This window comes from Sphingopyxis sp. 10G20-10 (assembly GCF_057365075.1).
In genome coordinates, this window is sequence record NZ_CP195117.1 from 881,031 (window position 1) to 905,326 (window position 24,296).

17 protein-coding genes, 1 tRNA gene and 1 pseudogene are annotated in these 24,296 nt (G+C 56.9%); 13 read left to right on the forward strand and 6 right to left on the reverse strand.

What is annotated here, in order from left to right:
• Positions 1-131: 131 nt before the first annotated feature.
• From ACR3XE_RS04390 to ACR3XE_RS04420, 7 genes are all read left to right on the forward strand, one after another.
• Positions 132-1,583 (forward strand): aldehyde dehydrogenase family protein, encoded by a 1,452-nt coding sequence (locus ACR3XE_RS04390; RefSeq protein ID WP_473698822.1) that lies wholly within the window; start codon positions 132-134, stop codon positions 1,581-1,583.
• A gap of 110 nt (positions 1,584-1,693) precedes the next feature.
• A complete protein-coding gene (locus tag ACR3XE_RS04395) occupies positions 1,694-3,022 on the forward strand; it encodes a family 16 glycosylhydrolase (protein ID WP_473698821.1) in 1,329 nt (442 codons plus the stop codon).
• A 103-nt stretch (positions 3,023-3,125) separates the two neighbouring features.
• Entirely contained in the window at positions 3,126-4,508 is a 1,383-nt protein-coding gene (locus ACR3XE_RS04400; RefSeq protein ID WP_473698820.1) for a sulfatase-like hydrolase/transferase, read from the forward strand.
• 78 nt (positions 4,509-4,586) lie between these two features.
• Positions 4,587-6,056, forward strand: coding sequence for a sulfatase-like hydrolase/transferase (locus tag ACR3XE_RS04405; protein WP_473698819.1), 1,470 nt, complete (start codon positions 4,587-4,589; stop codon positions 6,054-6,056).
• Positions 6,053-6,940, forward strand: coding sequence for an SMP-30/gluconolactonase/LRE family protein (locus tag ACR3XE_RS04410; protein ID WP_473698818.1), 888 nt, complete (start codon positions 6,053-6,055; stop codon positions 6,938-6,940). Before ACR3XE_RS04405 ends, ACR3XE_RS04410 begins: the two co-directional genes overlap by 4 nt.
• A 60-nt stretch (positions 6,941-7,000) precedes the next feature.
• Positions 7,001-7,747, forward strand: a complete 747-nt coding sequence (locus ACR3XE_RS04415; protein WP_473698817.1) for a FadR/GntR family transcriptional regulator — start codon at positions 7,001-7,003, stop codon at positions 7,745-7,747.
• Between the two features lie 54 nt (positions 7,748-7,801).
• Positions 7,802-9,277, forward strand: coding sequence for a sulfatase-like hydrolase/transferase (locus tag ACR3XE_RS04420; protein ID WP_473698816.1), 1,476 nt, complete (start codon positions 7,802-7,804; stop codon positions 9,275-9,277).
• Here the strand turns inward: ACR3XE_RS04420 and ACR3XE_RS04425 are convergent.
• Positions 9,265-10,044 carry a glucose 1-dehydrogenase gene (locus ACR3XE_RS04425; protein ID WP_473698815.1) on the reverse strand — a complete coding sequence of 260 codons (780 nt, stop codon included), beginning with the start codon at positions 10,042-10,044 and terminating at the stop codon, positions 9,265-9,267. The genes ACR3XE_RS04420 and ACR3XE_RS04425 overlap by 13 nt on opposite strands.
• A 46-nt stretch (positions 10,045-10,090) precedes the next feature.
• The gene (locus ACR3XE_RS04430; RefSeq protein WP_473698814.1) at positions 10,091-11,647 is read right to left on the reverse strand and encodes an MFS transporter; all 1,557 of its coding nucleotides are present in this window, start codon (positions 11,645-11,647) and stop codon (positions 10,091-10,093) included.
• Positions 11,648-11,825: 178 nt separating this feature from the next.
• Between ACR3XE_RS04430 and ACR3XE_RS04435 the strand changes: the two genes are divergently transcribed.
• The 6 genes from ACR3XE_RS04435 (at position 11,826) to ACR3XE_RS04460 (ending at position 20,816) form a co-directional block, all read left to right on the forward strand.
• Entirely contained in the window at positions 11,826-12,743 is a 918-nt protein-coding gene (locus tag ACR3XE_RS04435) for a 2-dehydro-3-deoxygalactonokinase (RefSeq protein ID WP_486185938.1), read from the forward strand.
• 24 nt (positions 12,744-12,767) lie between these two features.
• Positions 12,768-13,388 carry a 2-dehydro-3-deoxy-6-phosphogalactonate aldolase gene (locus ACR3XE_RS04440; RefSeq protein ID WP_473698812.1) on the forward strand — a complete coding sequence of 207 codons (621 nt, stop codon included), beginning with the start codon at positions 12,768-12,770 and terminating at the stop codon, positions 13,386-13,388.
• A gap of 28 nt (positions 13,389-13,416) precedes the next feature.
• Entirely contained in the window at positions 13,417-14,574 is a 1,158-nt protein-coding gene (locus ACR3XE_RS04445; RefSeq protein ID WP_473698811.1) for a mandelate racemase/muconate lactonizing enzyme family protein, read from the forward strand.
• Between the two features lie 114 nt (positions 14,575-14,688).
• The gene (locus ACR3XE_RS04450; RefSeq protein ID WP_473698810.1) at positions 14,689-16,038 is read left to right on the forward strand and encodes a family 16 glycosylhydrolase; all 1,350 of its coding nucleotides are present in this window, start codon (positions 14,689-14,691) and stop codon (positions 16,036-16,038) included.
• 159 nt (positions 16,039-16,197) lie between these two features.
• Positions 16,198-17,358, forward strand: a complete 1,161-nt coding sequence (locus tag ACR3XE_RS04455; protein ID WP_473698809.1) for a mandelate racemase/muconate lactonizing enzyme family protein — start codon at positions 16,198-16,200, stop codon at positions 17,356-17,358.
• Positions 17,359-17,441: 83 nt separating this feature from the next.
• Positions 17,442-20,816: a TonB-dependent receptor gene (locus tag ACR3XE_RS04460; protein WP_473698808.1), complete on the forward strand. Its 3,375-nt coding sequence runs from the start codon at positions 17,442-17,444 to the stop codon at positions 20,814-20,816.
• A gap of 96 nt (positions 20,817-20,912) precedes the next feature.
• Here the strand turns inward: ACR3XE_RS04460 and ACR3XE_RS04465 are convergent.
• From ACR3XE_RS04465 to moaA, 4 genes and pseudogenes are all read right to left on the reverse strand, one after another.
• A pseudogene (locus ACR3XE_RS04465) lies at positions 20,913-22,064 on the reverse strand (IS3 family transposase).
• A gap of 195 nt (positions 22,065-22,259) precedes the next feature.
• Positions 22,260-22,334, reverse strand: a tRNA-Asn gene (locus tag ACR3XE_RS04470).
• Between the two features lie 108 nt (positions 22,335-22,442).
• Entirely contained in the window at positions 22,443-23,213 is a 771-nt protein-coding gene (locus ACR3XE_RS04475; RefSeq protein ID WP_473698807.1) for an NAD kinase, read from the reverse strand.
• Positions 23,214-23,236: 23 nt separating this feature from the next.
• The gene (gene moaA / locus ACR3XE_RS04480) at positions 23,237-24,259 is read right to left on the reverse strand and encodes a GTP 3',8-cyclase MoaA (RefSeq protein WP_473698806.1); all 1,023 of its coding nucleotides are present in this window, start codon (positions 24,257-24,259) and stop codon (positions 23,237-23,239) included.
• Positions 24,260-24,296: the final 37 nt, after the last annotated feature.

Here is a 24,296-nt window from a genome sequence, read left to right on the forward strand (position 1 = left end):
CTCCCAAATGCTCGTTGACTCTCGAAACATATGATGTTTTACCAGATACTATAACTGTGTACCGGTGAGGTCAAATGCTTTGAGGCCATTGCCGACCACGACAAACAGGCGGAACGACCGCGGGAGATGGAATGACGGGTGAGGCTTTTCCCCTATATATTGCTGGTCACTTGGTGGGCTCGGACAAGTTGCTTGATGTCGTTAATCCGGCCACTGATCAGGTCGTCGGGCGCATCGCTACGGCGTCGATGCAGAAGGTTGACGAGGCACTCGAGGCGGCCTCGAATGCCTTTCCGCTCTGGTCGGCACTGAGCGGGCATGAACGAGCTGACTGGATGGACCGGCTGCGAGATGCGATCTCCGGGAAAGAGGACCGGCTTCGCAGCCTCGTTCACCGCGAAATGGGGAAACCATGGGGAGCGACGGGCGAGGATTTTTCGATGCTGCTCGACAGTCTCGAATATTATGCCGGGCTCGCTCGCTCGCTCGACATCACGCTGATCGAAGACCGCGAAGGAACGCACAGCCACGAAATCATACGCGAGCCCATTGGCGTCGTAGGCGCTTTCCTCGCTTGGAATTTCCCACTGTTGAACCTCGCTTACAAACTTGGGCCGGCGCTCGCATCAGGGTGCCCGATCGTGATCAAGCCATCGGCAAAAACCCCGCTATCCGCCTATATGGTGGGGCAAATATGTCACGAAATCGGGTTGCCGGTCGGCGTCGTGAACATCGTGGGAGGTGACGACGCGATGATCGGCGACCGCATTTCCTCGTCGCCAATCCCCGCATTGCTCACGCTGATCGGATCGACAGCGACTGGCATTCACGTAATGCAAACAGGCGCGACATCGATCAAGCGCTATTCGATGGAACTCGGTGGCAACGCCCCGGTGCTGGTTTTCGCCGACGCCGATCTCGATCTTGCCGCAGATGTGATCACATCGCTGAAATTTGGTAACTCGGGCCAGATCTGCGTCGCCCCCAACCGTGTCTTTGCCGAGAGGGCTGTCCGAGACGAACTGACCCAGATAATCGCTGAGCGAGCGCGTTCGGTTACCGTGGGCTACGACCGGAACGCGCCGATCGGGATGGGGCCGTTGATTGACCACGGAGCGCGGACGCGTATCGAGGCGCTAATTGCCGAGGCCACCGCTGCCGGCGCGGAAATAGTGACCGGGGGAGCCGCTCCCGAAGCATGCAAGGTCGGCGCCTACCTAGCCCCGACCGTCCTGCGTCAGGTGTCGGCCGATATGCGTATTGCGCGCGAGGAGGTATTCGGCCCCGTCGTCACTTTGATGGAATCACCCGAGGATGAGAAGGAGATGCTGGCGGCAGCGAATGAAACCGATGCCGGACTCACCGCTTATGTCTTTACGGCCGATCCGGAGCGTGCGCGTCGGTGCGCTCGCGCATTGCGCTTTGGCGAGGTCCAGGTCAATGGCGTCAAATATGCGATCAACCTCCCGCACGGCGGTCTGAAGCAATCGGGGATTGGAGTCGACTGCTCGCATCTGGCGCTGGACGACTATTTTGCAGTCAAACGAGTCAGCACCGCGCTTGCGTCGGCGGGAATCGCATGATGCGAGACAGGCGCGGACATATTCTGTGGAGCGTGCGGGCCTTGGTGGCGCTAATCAGCGCGAATATCATAGGAATAGGGAGTGCTGTCTGGGCGAGCGGTCCAGCCCCTTTGTCCGATCCGTCGAATAGCGGCGGCTGGGTACTCAATCGCTTGGTGTCAGACGAATTCGATGGCGAAGATATCGATCATGACAAGTGGAGTGTGCAAGGGCGAGGTGGCGGGTTCAACGGCTGGAAGGGGCGGGCACCATCCCAATATGTTCCCGAAAATGTTCGCGTCGAGGACGGAAAACTCAAGATCCGCTCGAAATGGGAGCCCGGCTTTGACTTTGCAGACGAGTCGCAGGGAGGAATGCGCTATGGTGATCCCGTAGCGCCAGTCACTACCGGCGGCGTGATAGGCAACCGACGCTTTCTATACGGCTATATGGAGGTCCGGTCCAAGGCAGCCGATGCTGCAATGACGAGCGCCTTCTGGACGCTCGGGTATGAATCCGAACTCGATATCTACGAGCAAATGGGGCGGCCGAAAAAGAGTGACGGCGGGATCGAAGAAGACACGCTCAACGCGGCGATTCACGATTGGCGACCAGGCAAATTTGCTGCCGACGGCGTCCCGCTCAACAAGGTTTATAATTTCAAACATAAGCTTGGATTTCGGGTTGCGGATGATTTTCATGTTTACGGCGTCGAATGGGATCCGGCATATCTGCGATTCTATGTCGACGGGCAACTCGTCCGCGAGACGACCCGCGCCGAAATCGGTGAAGGTTGGGTGCTTACCAATCCATTGCAGCTTTACTTCGATTCCGAGATTTTCGCCTGGCTGGGATATCCGCACGACACCGAGCTTCCGGCCGATTATGAAGTTGATTATGTGCGGGTCTGGCAGAAGCGCGTCTCCGAGCGTCTCGATCGGGCCTTCTTTGGCTTTGAGGGTCCGCTCTTTACATATGGGCACAAGCCAGCCGGCAATTCTGAAAAACTCCGCAACAAAGAAGAATGGCGCCAGGATTGGTATTTCGATGGCGCCGCAGCGAAGCATTTTGAAATCGTCGAGAACGGGCAATATTACGGAGGCAAACGCAGTCTTCGACTGGTGGCAGACAAGGCACCCAAGGGTAGGCTCACAGTGTTCGCGCCATTCGGATCGGTACAGACCGACGCAGGGGATTTTATCCTCAACATTCGCGTTTATGTGCCTGTCGGCGAGGGACGCGCAATGGTCCAGTTCGGCCTAGACGAACCTTGGTATCAGTCGCCGCTCATCGATCTCTCCCGCTTGCCGTCTGGGCAATGGGTGAATTTGCCGATCAGGCTATCGCGCGCATCAGCGTCAGGTGCGAATGACCGGCTGCGCATCACACTCGTCAACAAGGACGGACGGGCCAGTGGAACCTATTTTTTCGACGAACTGTCACTGATACCGGCAGAGTGAGTGGAGTGAGCGTATGAGCGAGATAACAAATTTATCATTTTGGGGCCTAATCACCTTCGCCTTTATAGGGCTCGCTGGCTGTTCGGCCTCCGAAAACGAAGCAGTGAAGCCGGCGTCTGTATCGCAAGCCGCTGTGCTTGCTCCCCATGCGAACCATCGCCCGCCAAACATCATCGTCATTCTTACCGACGACCAAGGCTATGCTGACGTCGGTTTCAATGGTTCGACCGAGATTCCGACTCCCAATATCGATCGCATCGCAAACGAAGGAGTGCGTTTCGATCGCGGTTATGTGAGCTTTCCTGTATGTGGTCCAAGCCGCGCCGGATTACTGACCGGTCGCTACCAGTCGCGCTTTGGTTACGACCTCAACATCAGCGAAAATCCGCTCGATCCGACCGCCGGCCTTCCGCTCACCGAACATACCATAGCCGACATTCTCGATGAAGCGGGTTATACGAGTGCAGCTCTGGGCAAATGGCATATGGGCAATCATGAACAATTCCATCCCTTCGAGCGCGGGTTTGACGAATTCTACGGCTTCCCCAACGGCGGCCACAATTATTTCCTAGACCGGCTGCGGAATATCCCGATCAAGGAAGCTAAGAACGGGGGGCAGCTCTACGACAGCTGGCTGATGGCCGGGCGAGTGCAAATCCCGACATCGGGCTATCTGACCGACTGGTTGTCGGAGCATGCCGTTGATTTCGTCGATCGCCACAAGGAAAAGCCGTTCTTTCTTTACCTTGCCTATAATGCGCCCCACACGCCAATGCAGGCGACCAAAAAATATCTCGACCGCTTCCAGCACATCACCGATGAGCGTCGCCGGACCTATGCGGCGATGATTAGCGCTGTCGATGACGGGGTCGGAGAGCTACTTGATCGGATCGACGAACTCGGTCTTGCTGACGATACGATCATCTTCTTTCTCTCGGATAATGGCGGACCGCTCGTGCGTGCCCGCAACGGCTCGATCAATTTACCTCTGCGAGGTGGAAAGGGCGACCTGTTCGAAGGCGGGGTTCGTGTTCCTTTCGCGATACGCTGGACAGGGCGGATTCCGGCAGGAATCAATTATCCGTATAGCGTAAGCTCGCTCGACATCGCCGCGACTGCGGCAGGCGTAAACGGGATCAATATCCCGGCTGGGCACGCACTCGATGGAGTCAATCTCATTCCCTATCTGACGGGCGCGAAAAAGGGCGAAGCCCCGCACCAGCAGCTTTTCTGGCGCTACCCGGCCGACACGCGCGACAATATGCGGATCGGTCGCCGCGCCGCGATCGACGGCAGTGACAAGCTGGTCGCATATCGGGATGAGCAATCGCTGTTCGATCTGTCAAACGATATTGGAGAACAAAAAAACCTTCGAAACGACCAGAAACAGCGCACGCGCGAACTCGATGCGGCCTGGCAGCGGTGGAACAGCCAAATGGCGAAGCGCAGCGCGATCGCCATCTACAATGAATGGGAAGGGTCCTGAACAATGATAATACGTGCGCTCGCTTGCTGTCTTGCGCTTGGTGCCTGCGCGGTTGCGCCGGCAAAAGAGCCGCGGACAGTGGCTACCGCGGACATCCCCAAGGCGTCATCACCGACGGACGCAAAGGCTCGCAAGCCGAACGTTCTGATACTGCTCTTTGACGATCTGCGCTTTGATAGCTTCTCTTACCGCGGCGGACCTGTTCCGACCCCCAATATCGATGCGCTGGCAGCGCAGTCGACGCGGTTCGATTTTGCGATCAGCACGACGGGGCTTTGTTCGCCCTCTCGCGCCGCGCTTTTCACCGGTCGGTGGGGGCACCGGACTGGTCTCGATGACAATGTTGAGCTTTGGCATTCACGGCTTGCGAAACTCCGGGACGATGAGGGTGGTTTACTGCGCGCTGCCAGTCGCAACGGGTATCGAGTCGGTTATGTCGGAAAGTGGCATCTCGGCGAGCGCGGACCGCAAATCCGTGGCGCCGATTATGTCGAAGCCTTTGTCGAGGAAGAAGCTGCCCTTAAACCCTATACACCGCGTGAGTCGCTTGCCGCCGTTCGGCGATATCAAGCTGGCGAGCGCGACGCGGGGGAAGAGAAGCATCAATATTATGAAACGCTGCCGGGCAGCTATGAGACGAGCTTTACCGCAGAGAAAGTGCGGAAGGGACAGGAATTCCTTAGCCAGGTCGCGCGTGACGATAAGCCATTTCTTGCCGTCGTGAGTTTCCAGCAGCCGCACCCGCCTTATCGTGTGCCTGAACCCTATGCCTCGATGTTCGATCCTGACAAGTTAAAGCTTCCATCCAATTACCTCGCGCCGCGAATCAATACGCCTCTGAGCCAGGAATATGCCTTGTGGCCATGGCACGATGTTGGTCACATGACTGACCATGACTGGCGTGAGGCACGGGCGAAATATTATGGTGCGGTGGCGATGATCGACCGCGCGGTCGGCGATCTCATTCGCACGGCAAAGGAGAAAGGCATTTATGACGATCTTCACATCGTCCTGCTGGGTGATCAGGGGAGCATGATCGGGGAGCACGGTCTTTATGACAAGTCGGCCTATGCCTATGATGAACTGATGCGTATTCCGTTGCTGATGCGCGACCCCGATGCTGCTCCCCACATCGTCAACCATCATGTATCGCTTATCGACATTCCGGCTACTCTGTTCGACTGGATGGGACTAACGCCGGACAAGCCAATAGACGGTCAGTCGCTTGCCGGGATTATTGATGGTCGCGCCGCCTACAAGGGCCCTGACGACGCGCTTTACGCCTATGAATGGTATAATGGCTCCTGGTTCGGCCTGCGCGCGCTCCGGACGCGCGATTTTAAATATGTGTGGAACCCGGGTGACTCACTCGACGAGCTTTATGACCTGAAGACTGACCCCGGTGAAACCGTCAATCTGATCAACTCTCCGCATCATACCGTCACGTTATCCGGATTGCGGCAGCGATTGCTCGCTCGCCTCAAAGCCATCGACGATCCTGCAGCGGATAAGCTGGCATTGCTTGTCGAGCGGACCAAGTCGAAATGACAGGCAGCGTCGATATCGCATCGCCCCGGGTTTTCGACGAACGTCGCTGCGGGCTTGGCGAGACGCCCATATGGCATCCCGAACGTTGCGAGCTGTTTTGGGTCGATATCCACGAGCGTACATTAATGGTGCGTGGCGCGGAGGGAACGCGCGAGCAGCGTTTCGACGAAATGATCTCGGCGCTTGGCTGGATCGATCGCGAAACCATGTTGCTCGCGAGCGAAACCGGCCTTTACCAACTTGCTATCGCTGATTGGACGCGGACGCCGATCTGCTCGATCGAAGCGGAGAATCCGGCAACACGGAGTAACGACGGCCGGAGCGATCCGTGGGGCGGCTTTTGGGTCGGAACCATGGGCAAGGAAGGTGAGGAGGAAGCAGGCGGCATCTATCGCTTCTATCGTGGCGAACTTCGCCGGCTGATCGACCTGATCAGCATTCCCAACGGGCTCTGTTTTGATCGCGCGCGTCAACTCGCCTATTTCACCGACTCGGCGCTGCGGAAAACTTGGCGCCTGGCCCTCGACGGCGATGGTTGGCCGATGGCTAGGCCCGAGCTGTTTCTCGACTATTCTGCGAGCGATATTACGGTCGACGGCGCGATTGTCGATCGTGAAGGGCATCTCTGGTGCGCGATCTTCGACGGCTCGGCAGTGCTGCGCATCAGTCCAGAAGGCGCGCCCGTCGAGCGGCTCGAGACGCGAACACCGCGCGCGACCTGTCCTGCCTTTGGTGGCAGGACGTTTTCGGACCTGTTTGTAACGACGGCGGCAATCGGTCTCGATGCGCGCTCCGATGATCCGGTCGCGCATGGTAACACATTATGTTTTCCAGGAGCGGTATGCGGCGCGGCCGAGCCGCGAGTAATTATAGAAGCAATATAAGGCCAATACAAACATCATATCTATGTGATAGGGTGAGCGAGTTAGTTTAGTGGAGATATTATGAGCGAACTCGTCTATTATGATCTTAAGGACACGCCCAATGTTCGGTTGAGCCTTCCGGCCCAGATGGCGCGCGAGATGGGGAGGCGGATCGTCGCCGGCACATTTCAGCCCGGCGAACTGATCGAGGACGAAAATTCGCTGGCCGAACGCTATGCGGTAAGCCGTGTCGTTGTACGCGAGGCCGTGAAGATCCTCGTCGAGAAGGGCATGTTGTCGGTCCGCCGCGGTATCGGCACCCATGTGCGCGCGCGCAACAACTGGAAACTGCTCGATGACGATGTGATGGCGTGGCACCTCTCCGCGCCGCCACGCAAGCAATTCCTCGCACAGCTAGCCGAGATCCGTCTGGCGATAGAACCCAAGGCCGCGCGTTGGGCAGCTGAACGGGCGACCGATGACGAAATTCAGGACATTCAACTTGCCTGTGACCGCATGGCCGAAGAGCAGGGATCAGCAGAGCGTTTCATCATTGCCGATGCCCTGTTTCACAAGGCAATTCTTCATGCTGCACATAATGAGTTCATCGCCGCGATTGAAGGCGTGACCTATTCGGCGCTACTCATTAGCGTGCGGATCACCAATAAGGATCCGCGCGAAAATGGCGCTTCCATCCCGTTCCACCGGGATGTAGCTAATGCCATCGAGAAACGCGACGGGGCAAAGGCCGAGAAGCTAACGAGCAAATTGCTCGAAGACGCTGTCCGAAGGCTCAACCTCGAATTTGGCGAAGATCCGTTGATCTAGTGCCGCCCCGCCCTGCGGCCATATCCCAACCCCAACAAAGAGCGAACTCTATCGATGATCAGGAAAACCCTATCCCTCTGCGCAACGATGCTCGCGACAGTGTCAGCTTCGCCCGCAGCTCAGGCTCAACCCGAATCGCGCGATGAACGACCGAACATCATTCTCATTTTTTCTGACGATGCAGGCTATCATGATTTCGGCTTTCAGGGCGCGCAGGACATTGTGACTCCCAACCTCGATGCGCTCGCCAAAAAGGCGATCCGTTTCACACGTGGCTATGTGACTGATGCAACCTGCGCGCCATCCCGTGCGGGCTTACTCACCGGGCGCTATCAACAGAAATTCGGCTATCAGGAGATCAATGTCCCCGGCTTCATGAGCCCCAATTCAAAGTTCTTGGGCGATGATATGGGCTTGCCGCTCGGCGAAACGACGATGGCGGAACTGCTCAAAAGCCGCGGTTATCGTACCGCGATGTATGGGAAATGGCATTTGGGTGATGCCGACCGCTACCATCCGCTCAATCGCGGCTTCGACGAATTTTATGGGTTTCGCGGCGGTGATCGTAGTTATTTTGCCTATCGCTCGGACGATGCAGGAGTCGCGCGCGACAAGCTGATGGAGAGGGGCTTCGGCAAGCTTGAGGAGCCGAGGCGCTATCTGACCGACCAGCTAGGCGACGAAGCGGCCGGTTTTATCGATCGCAATGCCGACAAACCGTTCTTCATCTATCTTGCCTTTAACGCACCGCACACGCCGATGGAGGCGACAGAGCAGGATCTTGCGCGTTTCCCCTCGCTCAGCGGGAAGCGCAAGACCTACGCGGCGATGATGCTGTCGATGGACCGGGCGATCGGGGAGGTGATGACGTCGCTCAAAAGGCACGGGCTGAGCGATAACACGATCGTCGTATTCACCAATGATAATGGCGGGCCGACCGACAAGAATGGGTCGCTCAACTGGCCGCTCGCAGGCACAAAATCAAACCATCTTGAGGGCGGTATCAGAGTGCCATTTCTGTTAAGCTGGCCAGCCCGTCTGCCCGGCGGAGTCGATTATGACCAGCCGGTGAGTACGATGGATCTGTTGCCAACCTTCTTTGCGGCGGCGGGCGGCGATACGACTATGCTCCGGAATGTCGATGGCACCAATATCCTTCCCTATGTCGGCACGGCGGGGCAGACATCGCCGCACCGCTATCTCTTTTGGAAAAAGGACGTCCGGGCAGCTGTGCTCGATGGCGAATGGAAGCTCATTCGTTTTGCCGATCGACCAGCACAACTCTTTGACCTCACACATGACGAGGGAGAGCAGCACGATATTGCGGCGCGTTTTCCCGATCGGCTGCACGAAATGTTCAAGCGGCTTTTCGAATGGGAACTGACGCAACAGCGCCCGCTATGGATGCTCGATCAGAAGTATGAGGAATATGATACCGATCGCATGGACCGGTATCGTAAACCCGCGCGCGATGCATTTGAGACGCCGTGGGACTGGAAAGCTGACGGAACGACCGATCAATCGGAGTAAAAGGCCGATCGACCGCCATCGACGATCAGCGATTGTCCGGTCATGAAGCTTGACTCGTCGCTCGCTAGAAAGAGCGCGGGATAGGCCATTTCCATGGGACTTGCGTTGCGTCCCAGCGGATGGATCGCTCCGACAGCCTTGCGGATGCTTTCTGGGTCTTCGCTCGCCGCCCAGCTGCGCAGTGCAGTCGGCGTTTCGACCATTCCGGGACACAGCGCGTTCACGCGGACATTCTCATGGCCATATTCGACCGCAAGACTTCGCGTCAGACCGATTACGCCATGCTTGGTCACAGCATAGGGGAAATGGCCCGATACAATCTGGAAGGAATGCACCGACCCGAGATTGACAATCGAGCCTTTCTGCGCCTTGCGCATATAGGGCAGAACGGCGCGGCTGCACTCCCACATGCCCTCTAGATTGACTTGAAAAATATGACGCCATGTTTCGGGGGTCGCCTCGACCGGGTCGTCGGTGAAGCTGATATACCCCGCATTGTTGATGAGAATGTCCGGTTCGCCTAAGCGAGTGCATGTTTCGTCGACCATCTGCCTGATGCTTCCGACATCAGCGATATCGGTGCGGACGAAATGGACGCTGCCGCCGCTGCTGGAGATGTCTGCACTAACTTGCATCCCAAGTTCTTCATTTTGGTCGGCAATGCAGACGCGTGCGCCTTCGGACGCGAAAAGATCGCTGATGGCGCGGCCGATTCCATCGGCCCCTCCTGTAATGATGGCGATGCGACCTTCGAGCCGTCCCGGCATAGTGTTTCTCCCTGACTGCTGTCATGCAGAATCGTTGGAAATTGGATTAGGCTTTGACGAGCTCGCGCTCAAGCTGCTCGATCGACTTGCCCTTCGTCTCGGGCAGGATGAAAGCCATCACTGCAACGCCAATCCCCGCGATAATGGCGAAAATCAGGAAGGTCGAGGCAGCGCCGAAATTCTCGAGCTGCCAGGGGAAGAAATAGGAAATCATGAAGCCTGCGATTGTTTGTATGAGTGCAACGAAAGGCATTGCGACGCTGCGTACGGCATTGGGAAAGATTTCGGAGAAAATGACCCACATAATAGGGCCGATCGAGAGGTTGAACGCCGCATAGAAAGCGAAAATTCCGAACAACACGAAGACCGGATTGATGTCGATTGTCGAATTGATCACCGGTCCTGTAACCAGCGGTAATTCCCGCTTCGAATAGACTGATGCCAGATCGCGTTTGAGCGCGACGTCACTGTCATAGGTCGTTCCGGACAACGGAGCCAGCTTGCTCGCATCGACGCCTTGCTCTGCGATTGCCGCAATCGCATTGTCGTCGATCCTGTATTTGGCGCTGTCAAAACCATGCCAGGTTGACAGGTGCGCAAGGAAAATAAGAGTAAGGCCGGCAATGGTCAGGAAGCGACGTCCCAATTTCTCGATGAACAGGATCGCGATAATCGTCCCCAAAACGGCCGTGGCTCCGAGAATGATGGTCTGAAAGAAACTATCCTCGACGCTCATGCCGATCTGCTCGAACACCATCGGAGCGAAGAAGAGGACAGCATTCATGCCTGTAGCGCCCTGGACGATCGCATAGACAGTGCCAATCGCGATGACATAGCCATAGGGACGGCTTAGAAACTCCCGAAGCTGGGCGATAGGGTGATGCCGCGATTCTTCGATGATGCTCGATTCGACATCGGCAATCGTTGCAGGAATCTGGTGGTCGGGAATCGTGCAGCGGAAGACGCCGAGAGCCTCGTCTTGCTTACCCTTGGCCATCAACCAGCGCGGTGATTCGGGCACAGTGAGGAGACCTGCGACCCAGATCACGTTCGCGATCAATTCGAAACCGAGCATGAAGCGCCAAACATTCTGCTCGGTGAATAAAGCCGATTCGGGCAGTGTTTTTATCAAAAAATAATTGACCACAAAGGCCACGAGACTGCCGAGCACGATGAGGAGTTGCGACAACGATACGAAGCGTCCGCGCTGCTCGGCTGGTGCGATCTCTCCAATATACATGGCTGAAACCGTGATCGACGCGAAAGCGACGCCGCCGATAAACCGCCCGATTACGAGCATTTCGAAGTTGACGGCGAGCGCGGAAAGGATGGATGACAGCGAATAGGCGAGCGCGATACCGAGCAGGATTTTTTTGCGTCCGAAGCGTTCGCACAACCAGCCGGTGAAAAAGAGCGCGACGATAACCCCGACGATTGAGCAGGTCGCAACCAGTCCGACCTCGAACGAATCGAGTTCGAACAACGCGCTGATATAACGGATCGCGCCTGATAGATTGGCGGCGTCGAGACCAAAAACAAAACCGCCAAATGCGGCAATAAAAGCGTAGCGCGTCGCATTGCGCTGGGTGGCGGTTGCCAGCATCGGTTCTTCCTCTCCCTCTGCCCTGTCCCTGCAGATAGACTTGCGGGACCAATTATATTTGGGCGAATGCGCGCGCTATGCCATATTAGTTTGACCTTCGCAAACATATGATGAATGATATATGATAATTAGACCCGGCTTGATGGTAAGGCGAGGGCATACGGGAGAGACTGTCATCATGCACAATTGGCCTTATGTCGGCGTTGACTGGGGGACCAGTCGAATGCGCGCCATGTTGATCGAAGAGAAGGGGCAGGTCCCTGATCGCGAACATGTCGTTTACGGTGCTGGCATTGCCAAGCTCGATCGTCCGATTGCCGACATTCTGTTATCGGCTATCGAGCCATGGACCGATAAGCACGGCAAGATTGATATCGTGATGGCGGGAATGGTCGGATCGAATATAGGCTGGCGCGAGACGCAGTATCTTCCGTGCCCGGCCAATCTTTATGAACTCACCGATCAAGCCGAGCGATTCGAACAGTGCGGTCACCGGATGGCGATCCTGCCCGGGGTGCGTTGCACCAATCCGATGGGTCAACCCGACCTTATGCGAGGCGAGGAATTGCAGATGTTGGGCTGGCTGGCGGCTCATGGGGGAGCTTCGCAGACTGATCGTCTCTTCTGCCTACCTGGTACGCACACCAAATGGTGCCGGATGGAGGGCGGGCGCCTGGAGTTTTTCAACACGTCACTCACTGGCGAGCTTTTTGCGTTGCTTAAGGAACATTCGATCCTTGTCGCCAAGGATGACGTGATTTTCGCCAAGCCGTTCGAGAAGGAGACCTTCATCAAAGGCGTCGATGTCATTCTCGACCAGCCAAGCGCACTGCTACATTCTCTTTTCTCGACGCGCACGCGCAAGCTTGTGCTTGGGTCAGCCGCAGGAGATGGCCCGAGCTATTTGTCGGGGCTACTTATTGGGTCGTGCGTGCAAAATGCCTTTGATCTCTATGGAGTTCCGGCAGCCGGAGTGGAGCTGATAGGCGACCCATCATTGTGCCATAAATATGCCCATGCAATCGAACGCATGGAACAGTCTTGCCGGGTTTTCGATGGTGTGGACGCAGTGCACGCCGGCTTTCTCGCCTTATAGTCTCATCTTGCAGGAACAAGAGTTATGACAAGCATCAAACAGGCACTTGCGCGTACGCCATTAGTAGCGATTTTACGCGGCATTCGGCCCGATGAAGCTGCCCCAATCGGGCGCGTGCTCTACGAAGCGGGCTTCCGTTGTATTGAGGTGCCGCTCAACTCGCCCGACCCCTATGCGTCTATCCGTGCGATGACCGACGCGCTGCCAAACGACTGTATTACAGGGGCGGGGACGGTACTCGACGTTGTGTCGGTCGCGAAGGTTCAGGCGGCGGGGGGTCGGATTATTGTGACCCCTAATACCAATGTCGACGTCATTCGCGCGACAATCGCGGCTGATATGATTGCGGTGCCGGGCGTTGCAACCGCGACCGAAGCTTTTATCGCGGTCGAAGCAGGCGCACGCCAACTCAAGCTCTTTCCGGCGACCACATATGGTACAGGACATCTCAAGGCGCTGATGTCGGTTCTACCAAATGATGTTAGCATTCTCGTGACAGGCGGAGTGAGTTCGTCGAATATCGCGGAATGGATGGCGGCGGGTGCTGCGGGATTCGGCATTGGCGGCGAGCTTTATCGACCCGGTGACTCGGTCGAAGCCGTGAGAGCCAAAGCCGAGGCGCTATGTGACGCGCTCGGCGATTGAGTTTTGCTTGGGGAGATTCACAGGAACCATGAAGATCACCGATATCAAAGCCTATCCAGTATGGGTCGGCCATCGCAATCTCTGTCTCGTCAAGGTCGAGACCGACGAGGGGCTATATGGCTGGGGAGAGTCGGGGCTGTCGAGCCGCGAAAAAGCGGTCGTCGGAGCGATCGATCATTTTCGCGAATTCCTAATCGGCAAGGACCCGTCGCGGATTGGTGAAATCTGGCAAGAAGTCTATCGAGGCCAATATTTCGAAGGTGGACGCGTGCTCACCGCAGCGCTTTCGGCGATAGATATCGCGCTCTGGGATATTGCCGGTAAAGCTCTGAATGTACCGATTTACCGCCTACTCGGTGGCAAACAGCGCGACCGCGTTGACTGCTTCGTGACCAGTATCAAACCTCATGACGATGCGATGATCGAGGAGGTGAAAAGCTTTGTGGCCGCGGGGTGGAAGACAATCCGTCTTGCGGCAGGTGATCTCGGCACAAGCGAACGCCCGACGCTCATCAATGTCCGTAAATCGATTGCCGATACCACGGCGGCTCTGAAAGAAGTGCGTCAAGAGGTCGGTGAGGCAGTTGTACTCGGCATTGACCTGCATCATCGGCTCAGTGTCGCCGAGGCGGCATCCTTCTGCCAGAAGCTGCCACCCGCTACGCTAGATTTTCTAGAGGAGCCCATTCGCTGTCAGTCGATCGAGGCCTATGCTGCGCTTCGCCGGATGACCGATATTCCCTTCGCGGTCGGCGAGGAATGTTCTGACAAATGGCAGTTCATGCCGCTCATCGAAAAGGGGATTACTAGCTTCGCTCGGATCGATGTGTGCAATGTAGGCGGTCTATCCGAAGCTATGAAGGTCGCTGCCTTCGCCGAAGCCCATTATATCGACGTGATGCCGCATGACCCTCTCGGGCCGATCTGTACGGCGACGACGCTGCAAATGGCGGCTGCTATTCCCAACTTCTTTTCGCATGAAATCGCTCCCTATGAACTGCGCGATAATGAAGATCTTTCACGCTTCTTCGATCACGCCCCTAGCGTCGACGACTGCGCTTATACGATCGGCGACCGTTCAGGCCATGGCGTTCTTGTGAATGAGGAGGCGGTTGCAGCGTGTAGCTTCAAATATTGGGAAGCGCCGCGAATGCAAAAAGCCGACGGCTCCTATACGAACTGGTAGGCGCGGCGAACAGTCGGCCAAAGACTAGTTGCATTTTATAAACATATGATGTTTATAAACATCATAGAGAGTCAAGGTGCGCTAAGTCGCGCCCAAGGGAAGATGGAGCGGGCGATGAAAATTTCAGGTCTGTCGTTGATCATCGCGATAAGCGTCAGCAGCATAGCCTTTGCGGGCGGTGTTCAAGCCTCGGACCCCCTCCGCCCGTTGCTTCCGACTGACCAGCAAGCAGGGTGGGAACTGGTCCAGAATCTGTCAGACGAATTCGGTGGGGAGCAGGTTGACGTCTCGCGGTGGGATGCCAATGTCGGCGATTGGGGTCCCTGGACGTGGGACCCGGACAATGCGGCGGTCGGTGACGGAAAGCTCCTTCTGACGGTCCGCTATAAGCCCCATCGTGCATTGCGCCGTGCACCGGATACAAGTGCTCCCAGCGAACAACAGCTTTATTATACATCGGGGATCGTCCGCTCGAAAGAATATCAGACTTATGGGTATTATGAAGCGCGCATCAAGGGCGTGCCGACCTTTCCAGGGGCTAGCCCCGCATTCTGGATTTACAGCCTTGCCGATACCAATAAAGCGCACGGATTTGAACGCAAGGAAGGTGCTGTAACCTATTCCGAAGTCGATATTGTCGAGCTTGAGCAGGGCGGCTTCGTCGAGAATGCGGTCGGTCGCGACGGACCTGAAATGATCGATATGAACCTGCACATGCGTATGATCGAGGGCGGTAAGGAAATCTGGAAACGGCCGGGCGGATTTCCTGAGATGACCAAGAACCAGATCGAGGCAAAATTCGATCCGCGCGACGATTTCCACGTTTACGGAGCGCGCGTTTCACCGGATGAAGTCATCTGGTACATTGACGGTGTGGAGGTCGCGCGCAAGCCTAACCTCTATTGGCATCTCCCCATGTATGTTACCCTTTCGCTGGGCCTGCGCTCGCCGCATGTCACCTATCGCGACTGCCCTGGGGGATTTTGGCGTTGCCCCGTGCCCGCGGCGGCGACGCCCGATGGCTATCCAAGCACGATGGAAGTCGATTGGGTGCGCACGTGGCGCCGGTCGGACGAGCCGCGTCTGGGTGCGCCCGCGATGGTCAAATCGTCTGTCGCGGCGCCGCGCACCAGCGCCGACGCATCGTCGCCGTTCAAGCCGGGCGTCGATGGCGACGGCGACGGGCGCCTTTCGCCTGCCGAATTCGTGATGTTCATGGGGACGCGCGAGCTCCAGATCCGCGACGCCGACAAGAACGGCAAGATCTCCGCGGCTGAGTGGCTCGGTGGCAACGAAGGCGGGTTTCAGAAGCTGACGCTCGAGCGTTTCAACGCTGACGGAAACGACGAAATGAGCGCCGACGAAATCGTGCGCGTCTATCTTTGGGTCTTTTCCAATCGCGACAAGAACAAGGACGGGCATTTGTCGAGCGACGAAAGTCCACCTTTCACCTTGATTCCCTGAGATTCCGTACTGTGTTCGCTCACGCGAGCAATAGATGTCTTGCATTTCGAAACATATGATGTTTAATTAGATGTGTTGTCGATTCGGTCCATGCCGTGCGACCGGGAGAGGGAGACGCCGGATCATGCCGGTCTTTAAAATGCCATTGGTCACACTCTGATGCGAATTACCGCCATCAAGAGTCATGTGCTGCAATATGATCTCGAAGAAGAGCTCGGCTATTCGCAGCAATATTATGCGAAGCGTACCGCGCACCTTGTCGAGGTTCAGACCGACGAGGGCATCACCGGCTGGGGCGAATGCTTTGGCGGCGGGGCGGTGGCCTTTGCCAACAAGACGATCGTCGAGCGCGTCATCGCGCCACTCATTGTCGGGATGGATCCGCGCGACCGCGAAGTCATCTGGCACAAAGTGTATAATCTTTTGCGCGATCATGGCCAAAAGGGCATGCCGATCCAGGCGCTCTCCGGCGTCGATATTGCACTCTGGGACATCGCCGGAAAGGCGTGCGACTGCCCCGTCTATCAGCTGATGGGCGGTGCGTTTCGCGACCGCATCGAGGTCTATGGCTATGGCATGATGCTGCAGCGCAAGAATGACCTTGCCCGCCGCTTCGCCGAAGAAAGCGTGAAGATCCGCGACGCAGGCTTCGGCGCGATGAAGATGAAGATTGGCCTTGGACCCAAAGCCGATATTGAACTTGTCGAAGCGGTGCGCAACGCCATCGGCGATGCGACGGGGCTGATGGTCGATGCCAATCACGCTTACACCGCGCGCGAGGCGATCGGGCTTGGGCGCGCGCTCGAACGGCTCGACGTCGCCTGGTTCGAGGAGCCGGTCGCGCCCGAGGATCGTCAGGGATATCGCGATCTGTGCGAAGCGCTCGATATCAATATCGCGGGCGGAGAGGCCGAATTCACCCGCTGGGGCTTTCGTGACCTTATTGGCGGGCGCTGCGTCGACATTCTTCAGCCCGAAGTTTGCGGGCTAGGAGGCATCACCGAATATCTGAAGGTCCTTGCACTCGCGCAGGCGCACTTCGTCCCCGTGGTGAACCATGTCTGGGGTTCGGCGGTTGCGGTCGGCACGAACCTGCATCTTCTCGCGGCGTTGCCGGACTTTCCCGGTGGGGCACATCCGGTCCAGCCGATGCTCGAATATGACACAACGCCGAACAGGTTCCGCGAGGAATTGCTGCAGGAACCGTTGCGGATTTCCGAACAGGTCAAACAAAGCGGGGGGAGTGTGGCGCTGCCAACGAAACCCGGCCTTGGTGTTGATCCCGATCCGGATTTTATCAGGCATTTTGAAGTGGATTGAGAGTGTCGCATGCTTCGCTCGCATCACTGTAGCGAGCATGGAGATAAATATAAGGCAAATAGTAACGAATAGGGGAGAGTAACATGTCCAAGATATATTATCAGAACTCTAAGTTGCGGTTTAATCGCAGTCTCCTGCTGTCAGCCTCGGCCGCGGCGCTGCTGTGTGCAGCAACGCCGGCGCTTGCGCAGGTCGAAGAGCAAGGCACCGACCAAACTGATAATGATTCAGTCGAAAATAATACTGATGATGACACGATCGTCGTGACCGGCTTCCGACGCTCGCTCGCCGAGGCGCTCGACGCAAAACGGGCATCCGGCAATATCGTCGATGGCATCAATGCCGAAGACATAGGTAAATCAGCCGACCAGAATATCGCCGAAGCGCTGCAGCGTGTCACCGGCGTATCGATCGAGCGCAGCAATGGCGAAGGCTCTACGGTCACTGTTCGCGGCGTTGATGCCAATCTCAATAATGTCACCCTCAATGGCGTCACTGTCACCAATGCCGCCGGTGACGTCCGGAACGGTAGCGCCGGTCAAGCGGTCGATTTCAGTTCTTTTACCTCGGACATCCTATCGCGTATCGAGGTCGCGAAAACCGCGAGCGCCGACGACAATGAAGGCAGCCTCGGCGCGACGATCCGCTTGACGACTTTCAAGCCGCTCGGCGTCAAGAAGGACCGCCGTGTGATCGATATCCAGGCACGCTATTCGCCGTTTGCCGACCCCGGTTTCAGCGTCGGGGACGATATCTTTGGCGGCGACTATCGCGTCAATCTCGCGCTGTCAGAGAAATTTGCAAATGACACACTCGGCGTGTCACTCGTCGCGACGTCCGAACAAACGTCAGGCCGCACAGACGCGCTCAACATCCAGCGCTATGAAGCGACGAACAATATCGCTGGCCCTTTCTCGAACAATACGGGTGTTCTGTTCACCGGCGGGCTCACCAATATCAATACCGGGCAAATCGACCAGAGCGGAGCGGCACCCGAGGATCAGCTCCGCGTCCTGCTTCCTTTTGAGGTAGCCTATGACCAGCTATTTTTTGAAACGCAGCGCAACAATGTCACGGGAACGGTGCAATGGCAGCCTACTCCCGACACCGACATTCAGATTGATGCGACTTACACGCATGTAAACCGCAAGCGCGACCGTGCGCAGCTCGCGATCCGCGCTGCACCTCAATTCTTTCCGCTGCGCGAAGGCCAGGACAATGTTTATGATCCCGCCAACTCGACGCTGCTCCGCTACCGGTCGACAGCGACTAACTACGGACCGGGCGACGCCCGCAATCCGGGTTATGTCCGGCCGGTGCAGGAATATGAGGACACTTACGAGGAAACCTTCGTCCTCGGCTTTGATGCAGAGCATAAGGCAGGGGATTTTACCTTTAACCTGTCTGGTGGCCATTCGAGCAGCAAGGGCCGCGACAATGAATATATCTACGCAACCGCGCAGCTCGAAAATCAGGCGCTCGCTGGTCCTGCAAGCTTTGACAATGGCTTTAATGGCTTCGACAACCGCCCTGGTTTCACCAAGGGTTATGACTGTGTTTCCGGCGGCATTTGTTCGATCTTTCTGAGCGATACGGTTCCTAACCGAACACAGGGCGGCACCAACGGCGCGAACCCCGATCTTGCTATCGTCGATGACGGGTTTGAATTTGATATCGGATCAATCAACTCGCGCGACCGTGCGATCGATGACAAGGCTACCAGCCTCTACTTTGATGTTGACTGGGATACGCGATTCGGTCCGATCAAGTCGATCGAGGTCGGCGCGAAATGGGATAAGCGCAATCGCGTCCAGCGCCAGACCAATACCTTTCTCAACCGATTTGCTTTCGCCGATCCACGCGCAAGCATCCTGCCGTTTGTCGTTCCGGGCGAAAGCGCCTTGCGGGACGGCTTCGGCGAGCAGATCGGACTTCCCCGAGACAGCATCACCGACGGTATTATGAAATTCGATCCTTTCGCGCTTCGCGCCGCGCTTCAGGAGATGCGTGGCGACGCAGGGATCACCTCTCCCGACGGCCGCGATTTCCGTGATCTAACACTTGAAGTCTTCGGCGGATATGCGCTCGCCAATTTCGAGTTCGCCGACGGTCGAGTGTTCGGCGACCTTGGCGGACGTTGGGTTAAAACCAATGTTGATGTGAGCGGCGGTTCACTACCGTCCCCCAGTTTCCTGCAATTTGCACAACGCCCTGAAAATTTGGCCTTTTTTGGATATTTTGGCGCTGGGGATCCGGCTAATACAACCACCTTGGCCGCAGCGCAGGCTGCAGTCGTAGGGGTGCTCGGGCCGGATCTTGTTGCACAGACCGACCCGAACTTCGTCCCTCTTCAAGCCGTCAATGCGTCGGACACATTCAGCTACAATAATTTCCTGCCATCGTTGAATGTGAACTGGCTTGCAGCGCAGAATCTTGTTGTTCGCTTTGCCGCATCAAAAACTATGGCGCGTCCCAATATCGACCGCTTGCGACCGAATTTTCTGTTCAATGAAAATACATTCTCGAACTCTTTTGCAACGTCAGGCAACCCGAGTCTTCGCCCGTTCCGTTCGAACAATCTCGACCTGTCGGTCGAATGGTATTTTGACAAAAATTCACTCTTTTCCGTCGCGCTCTTTAACAAGCAGCTCAAGGACGCGGAGCGGACAGTTTCGGAGACTTTCTATATTCGGGATTTCCGGAAACTGTTATTCGATGCCAACGGACTCTTCGATCCTAACAGCGGTTTCGAACCGACTGCATCGACCTTGCTTCTACCTTATACGCCCAATGCGCAACCGCTCAATGAATGTTTGCCCAACCGCGTGCTCGACCTATCGCTTCAGAACCCGCTGCGCGAATGTGAAATTGTGCAGTTCAACCGTCCGGTCAATGCTGGCAGTGGTTATGTGAGAGGCGTCGAAATTTCGTTGCAGCATAACTTCACCTACTTGCCGGGCATCCTGAGCGGGCTAGGGTTTGTTGCCAACTATACCTACGCGGACTCCGAGCTGAAAGAGCAGACGATCACCGATGCCCTCGGAAATCCGCAGGTGTTCCGCGCGGCTCCACTGCCGAACACATCGAACCACACGTTTAACCTGACCGGCTTTTACGAGAAGGACGGAATCCAGCTTCGTGTCGCTTATAATCGTCGATCCGACTATCTTGTGTCGTCAGCACCCGAGCAGGGCGGGTTGCGACGCTACACAGAGGGTTATGACACGCTCGACATTTCGGGCGGCTTCGACATTACCCGTCGCTTGCAGTTCAACTTTCAGGCGGTCAATTTGCTCGATACTGTGCGGCGCGATTATGCCGTTCTAGAGGCTGACGAGCCGGTTCCCAACGCTATCGCGGGCGAGTCTTTGTCCCTCGGGAGTGCGCCGAAGAATCGCACTCTCCTCGTGTCGAACACCGGACGCATCTTCCGCTTCGGATTTCGTTATACTTTCTAACCTGATCTGAGGTGGTGTTCGAAGTACCGTTCGTCGACTTATTGGCGAACGGTCCTTTGTGGACTTGTAACGGTTTCGTGCCGGTCACCTAACTCCTTAAGCCACCTTGGCTTCGAACGCGAGCGGACTGATACCGCCCAGATATGAATGGCGGCGGCGTGTGTTGTAGAACCCGTTGATGTACTGGAAGATGGCAGCCTCCGCGTGCCTACGTGTTGGCCAGTTTTGCCGCCAGATCAGCTCCGCTTTCAGGCTTTTGAAGAATGTCTCAACGGAGGCGTTATCATAGCAATTACCCTTGCCACTCATCGATGGACGCAGGCCGTAGACCTGCAGCTTCTTCTGATAGTCATAGGAACAATATTGGCTACCGCGATCGGAATGGAAAAGACAGCCCTCTGGCGGATTGCGCAGCCGAACGGCTATATCAAGCGCCCTGATTGCCAAATCCTTTTTCATTCTGTCACTGACCGCCCAACCCACGACACGGCGGCCATGCAGGTCGAGGATGACGGCAAGATAAAGCCACCCCTCGTGCGTCCAGATATAGGTGATATCACCGGCCCATTTACGGTTAGGTGTGTCGGCGACAAAATCACCCGCCAGCCAGTTGGCTGCAACACCCAGGTGATGGTTGCTGTCTGTCGTAACCTTGTGCCTGCGGGTGCGGACCGGCCTGATCCTATTGATCTTCATCAGTCGCCCGACACGACGCTCGCCGACATCGAGGCCGACCTCCTTCAACTCCATCGTCATCCTTGGACGACCCCCGGATCAAGTCCGGGGCAGGCTGCGCTGCCGAGGCTCAGGCTATATTGCTCCCGGATATGAGCCAGCACCTTCATGTCCGTGCGGGAACGCTGGCTGATCGGCCGCGTGCGCCAGGAACGATAGCCACGAGGACTAACCTGCATCACCCGGCAGATCGTCTCCACCGGCCATATATGGCGCCAGCTCTCCACGAACGCGAGCCTCACGGCCGCTGGCTCGCGAAGAACTGCGTGGCCTTTTTTAGGATATCCCTCTCCTCCTTGAGGATCCGGTTCTCCAGGCGAGGCCGTTCATTCTCGCGGGCCAAATCTGCTTGGCTAGCGCGGCCACCAAATCAGCTGGCCGATACTGCGACACCCACTTGCCCAACGTCGACAGGCCGACACCCAAATCCGGTGCCACACGTCGCCGCGACAACCCGCTGGTTAGCGCAATCCGCACAGCCTCGCGTTTGTACTCTTCTGTATGCTTCTTCATCTCGTCGGTCTCCTTGATCGAGTGTTAAACTCTCAAGTGACCGGCGCAAATCCGGTACAAGTCCAACCTGCTCGTGAAGAAAAATGTTCACGTAAATCATCGATCACAGGAGACTTGGAATGTGGGGTCAAATGTGGGGCTAGATTTGACGGTCATCATAAAACCTAATGGTTACAATAGGTTATGATGTATAAATGGCTCCCCGGGTAGGATTCGAACCTACGACCGATCGATTAACAGTCGATTGCTCTACCACTGAGCTACCGAGGAACAGTCCGGTGACCGGACAAGGCGGCCCATTTGCCTTTGCTGGCGGCATTTTGCAAGGGGGTTTGAGGATTGTTTTGCGCTTGTTCGCGACGCGGCGACTTTTCCTCGTCAGACGATAAACTGTTCCATGGCGATGCGTTCGTCGAGTCCCTGGTCGGGGTCGAACAACAGGGTCAGCGGGCGGGTGCGGTCGGTGGTGACTTTTACCGTTTTCACATCGCGGATTTCGCGCTGGTCGGCGACCGCGCTGACCGGGCGTTTGGCGGCTTCGCGGACGTTAAAGCGGATGCTCGTCGATTCGGGAACAATCGCTCCGCGCCAGCGTCTTGGCCGGAACGGGCTGATCGGGGTGAGCGCGAGCATTTGCGATTCAAGCGGCAGGATGGGGCCATTGGCGCTAAGGTTATAGGCGGTCGATCCCGCCGGCGTCGACACCAGCACGCCGTCGCAGGCCAGTTCCTCAAGCATCGTTCTTTCGTTGACCAGCACTTCCAGCTTTGCCGCCTGCCGCGTTTCACGCAGCAGTGAAATTTCGTTAATGGCGGGCAGGATATGATGATCGCCGGCGATAGTGGTGATGTCGCCGCATAGGGGATGGATGATAAAAGTATGTGCCGCCGAAATGCGATCGAGCAGGGCTTCGACGCGAAATTCGTTCATCAAAAAGCCGACGGTGCCCCGGTTCATCCCGAACACGGGTAAAATGCGCCTTTGGTCGAGCATCTGGTGGAGCATGTGGAGCAGGAATCCGTCACCACCGAGCGCGATCAACATGTCGGCTTCGGCAAAGTCGACGAAATCATAAAGCGGGCGTAATTCCGCCTCGGCCTCTTGGGCCACAGGTGATGATGAAGCGACGAGCGCGATTTTACGTTGCATGGAGTCCCCCAAAAATAGTCCGGTCAGCCGCCGGTTGCACTCATGTGCCGCGCCACTGCGGGCGCTTGTTTAGTGCCGATCTGAAAATCATGCGCGCGCGGTTTGCCCGCTAGGGCGCGATCGATCAGCGGATCGACGGCGTCTGTGCCGCCCGCGCGCAAAGCCGCGCGCAAATCGACATGATCCTCTTGCCCCAGACACATATAGATGCGGCCCTCGACAGTCAGACGGATGCGGTTGCAACCGCTACAGAAATTGTCCGACAGCGGCGTAATCAGCCCCAATGTTACCGGGCTGTTTTCGACAGCGAAATAGCGCGCAGGGCCGCCTGTCTGTTGATCGACCGGATAAATCGCCCGCTCCTGCCTCAGCGGCGCGATAAACTGGTGGAGCGGGATATAATGGTCGCTGCGGTCCTCGGCGACCTCGCCCAGCGGCATGGTTTCGATCAGCGTCAGATCGCAGCCTTGCCGCGCGCAATAAGCGATCATTGGCAGCAACTGGTCTTCGTTGAGCCCTGCGAGCGCCACCATGTTGATCTTGACCGCCAACCCCGCCGCACGCGCCGCCGCGATGCCGTCCAGAGCGATATTCAGGTCTCCGACACGGGTGATGTGGCGGAACGCCGCGGGGTCGAGCGTGTCGAGGCTGACGTTGATGCGCCGCACACCTGCTGCAAATAAGGCCTCGGAATGCTGCGCTAGTCGCATGGCGTTTGTGGTCAGGGTCAGTTCGTCGAGCCCGTGGCCGATCATCGCGCCCAACCGCTCGGCCAATATATCGACACCGCGCCGTACCAGCGGTTCGCCACCGGTCAGGCGGATACGCCGGATCCCGCGGGCGACAAAGCGTTCGGAGAGTTTGGCCATTTCTTCAAGACTCAGAACCGCCGCTTTGTGCAGAAAGGTCATGTCCTCGGCCATGCAGTAACGACAACGCAGGTCACAGCGGTCGGTGACCGACAGGCGCAAATAACTGATCTGTCGCCCATGTCCGTCGGTCAGACCGGGCAACGCAGCAGGCACGGGGGAGGGTGTGCGGACCATCTTTCCTTCGGCTCTTGCGTGTCGAGCCTCTATTGTC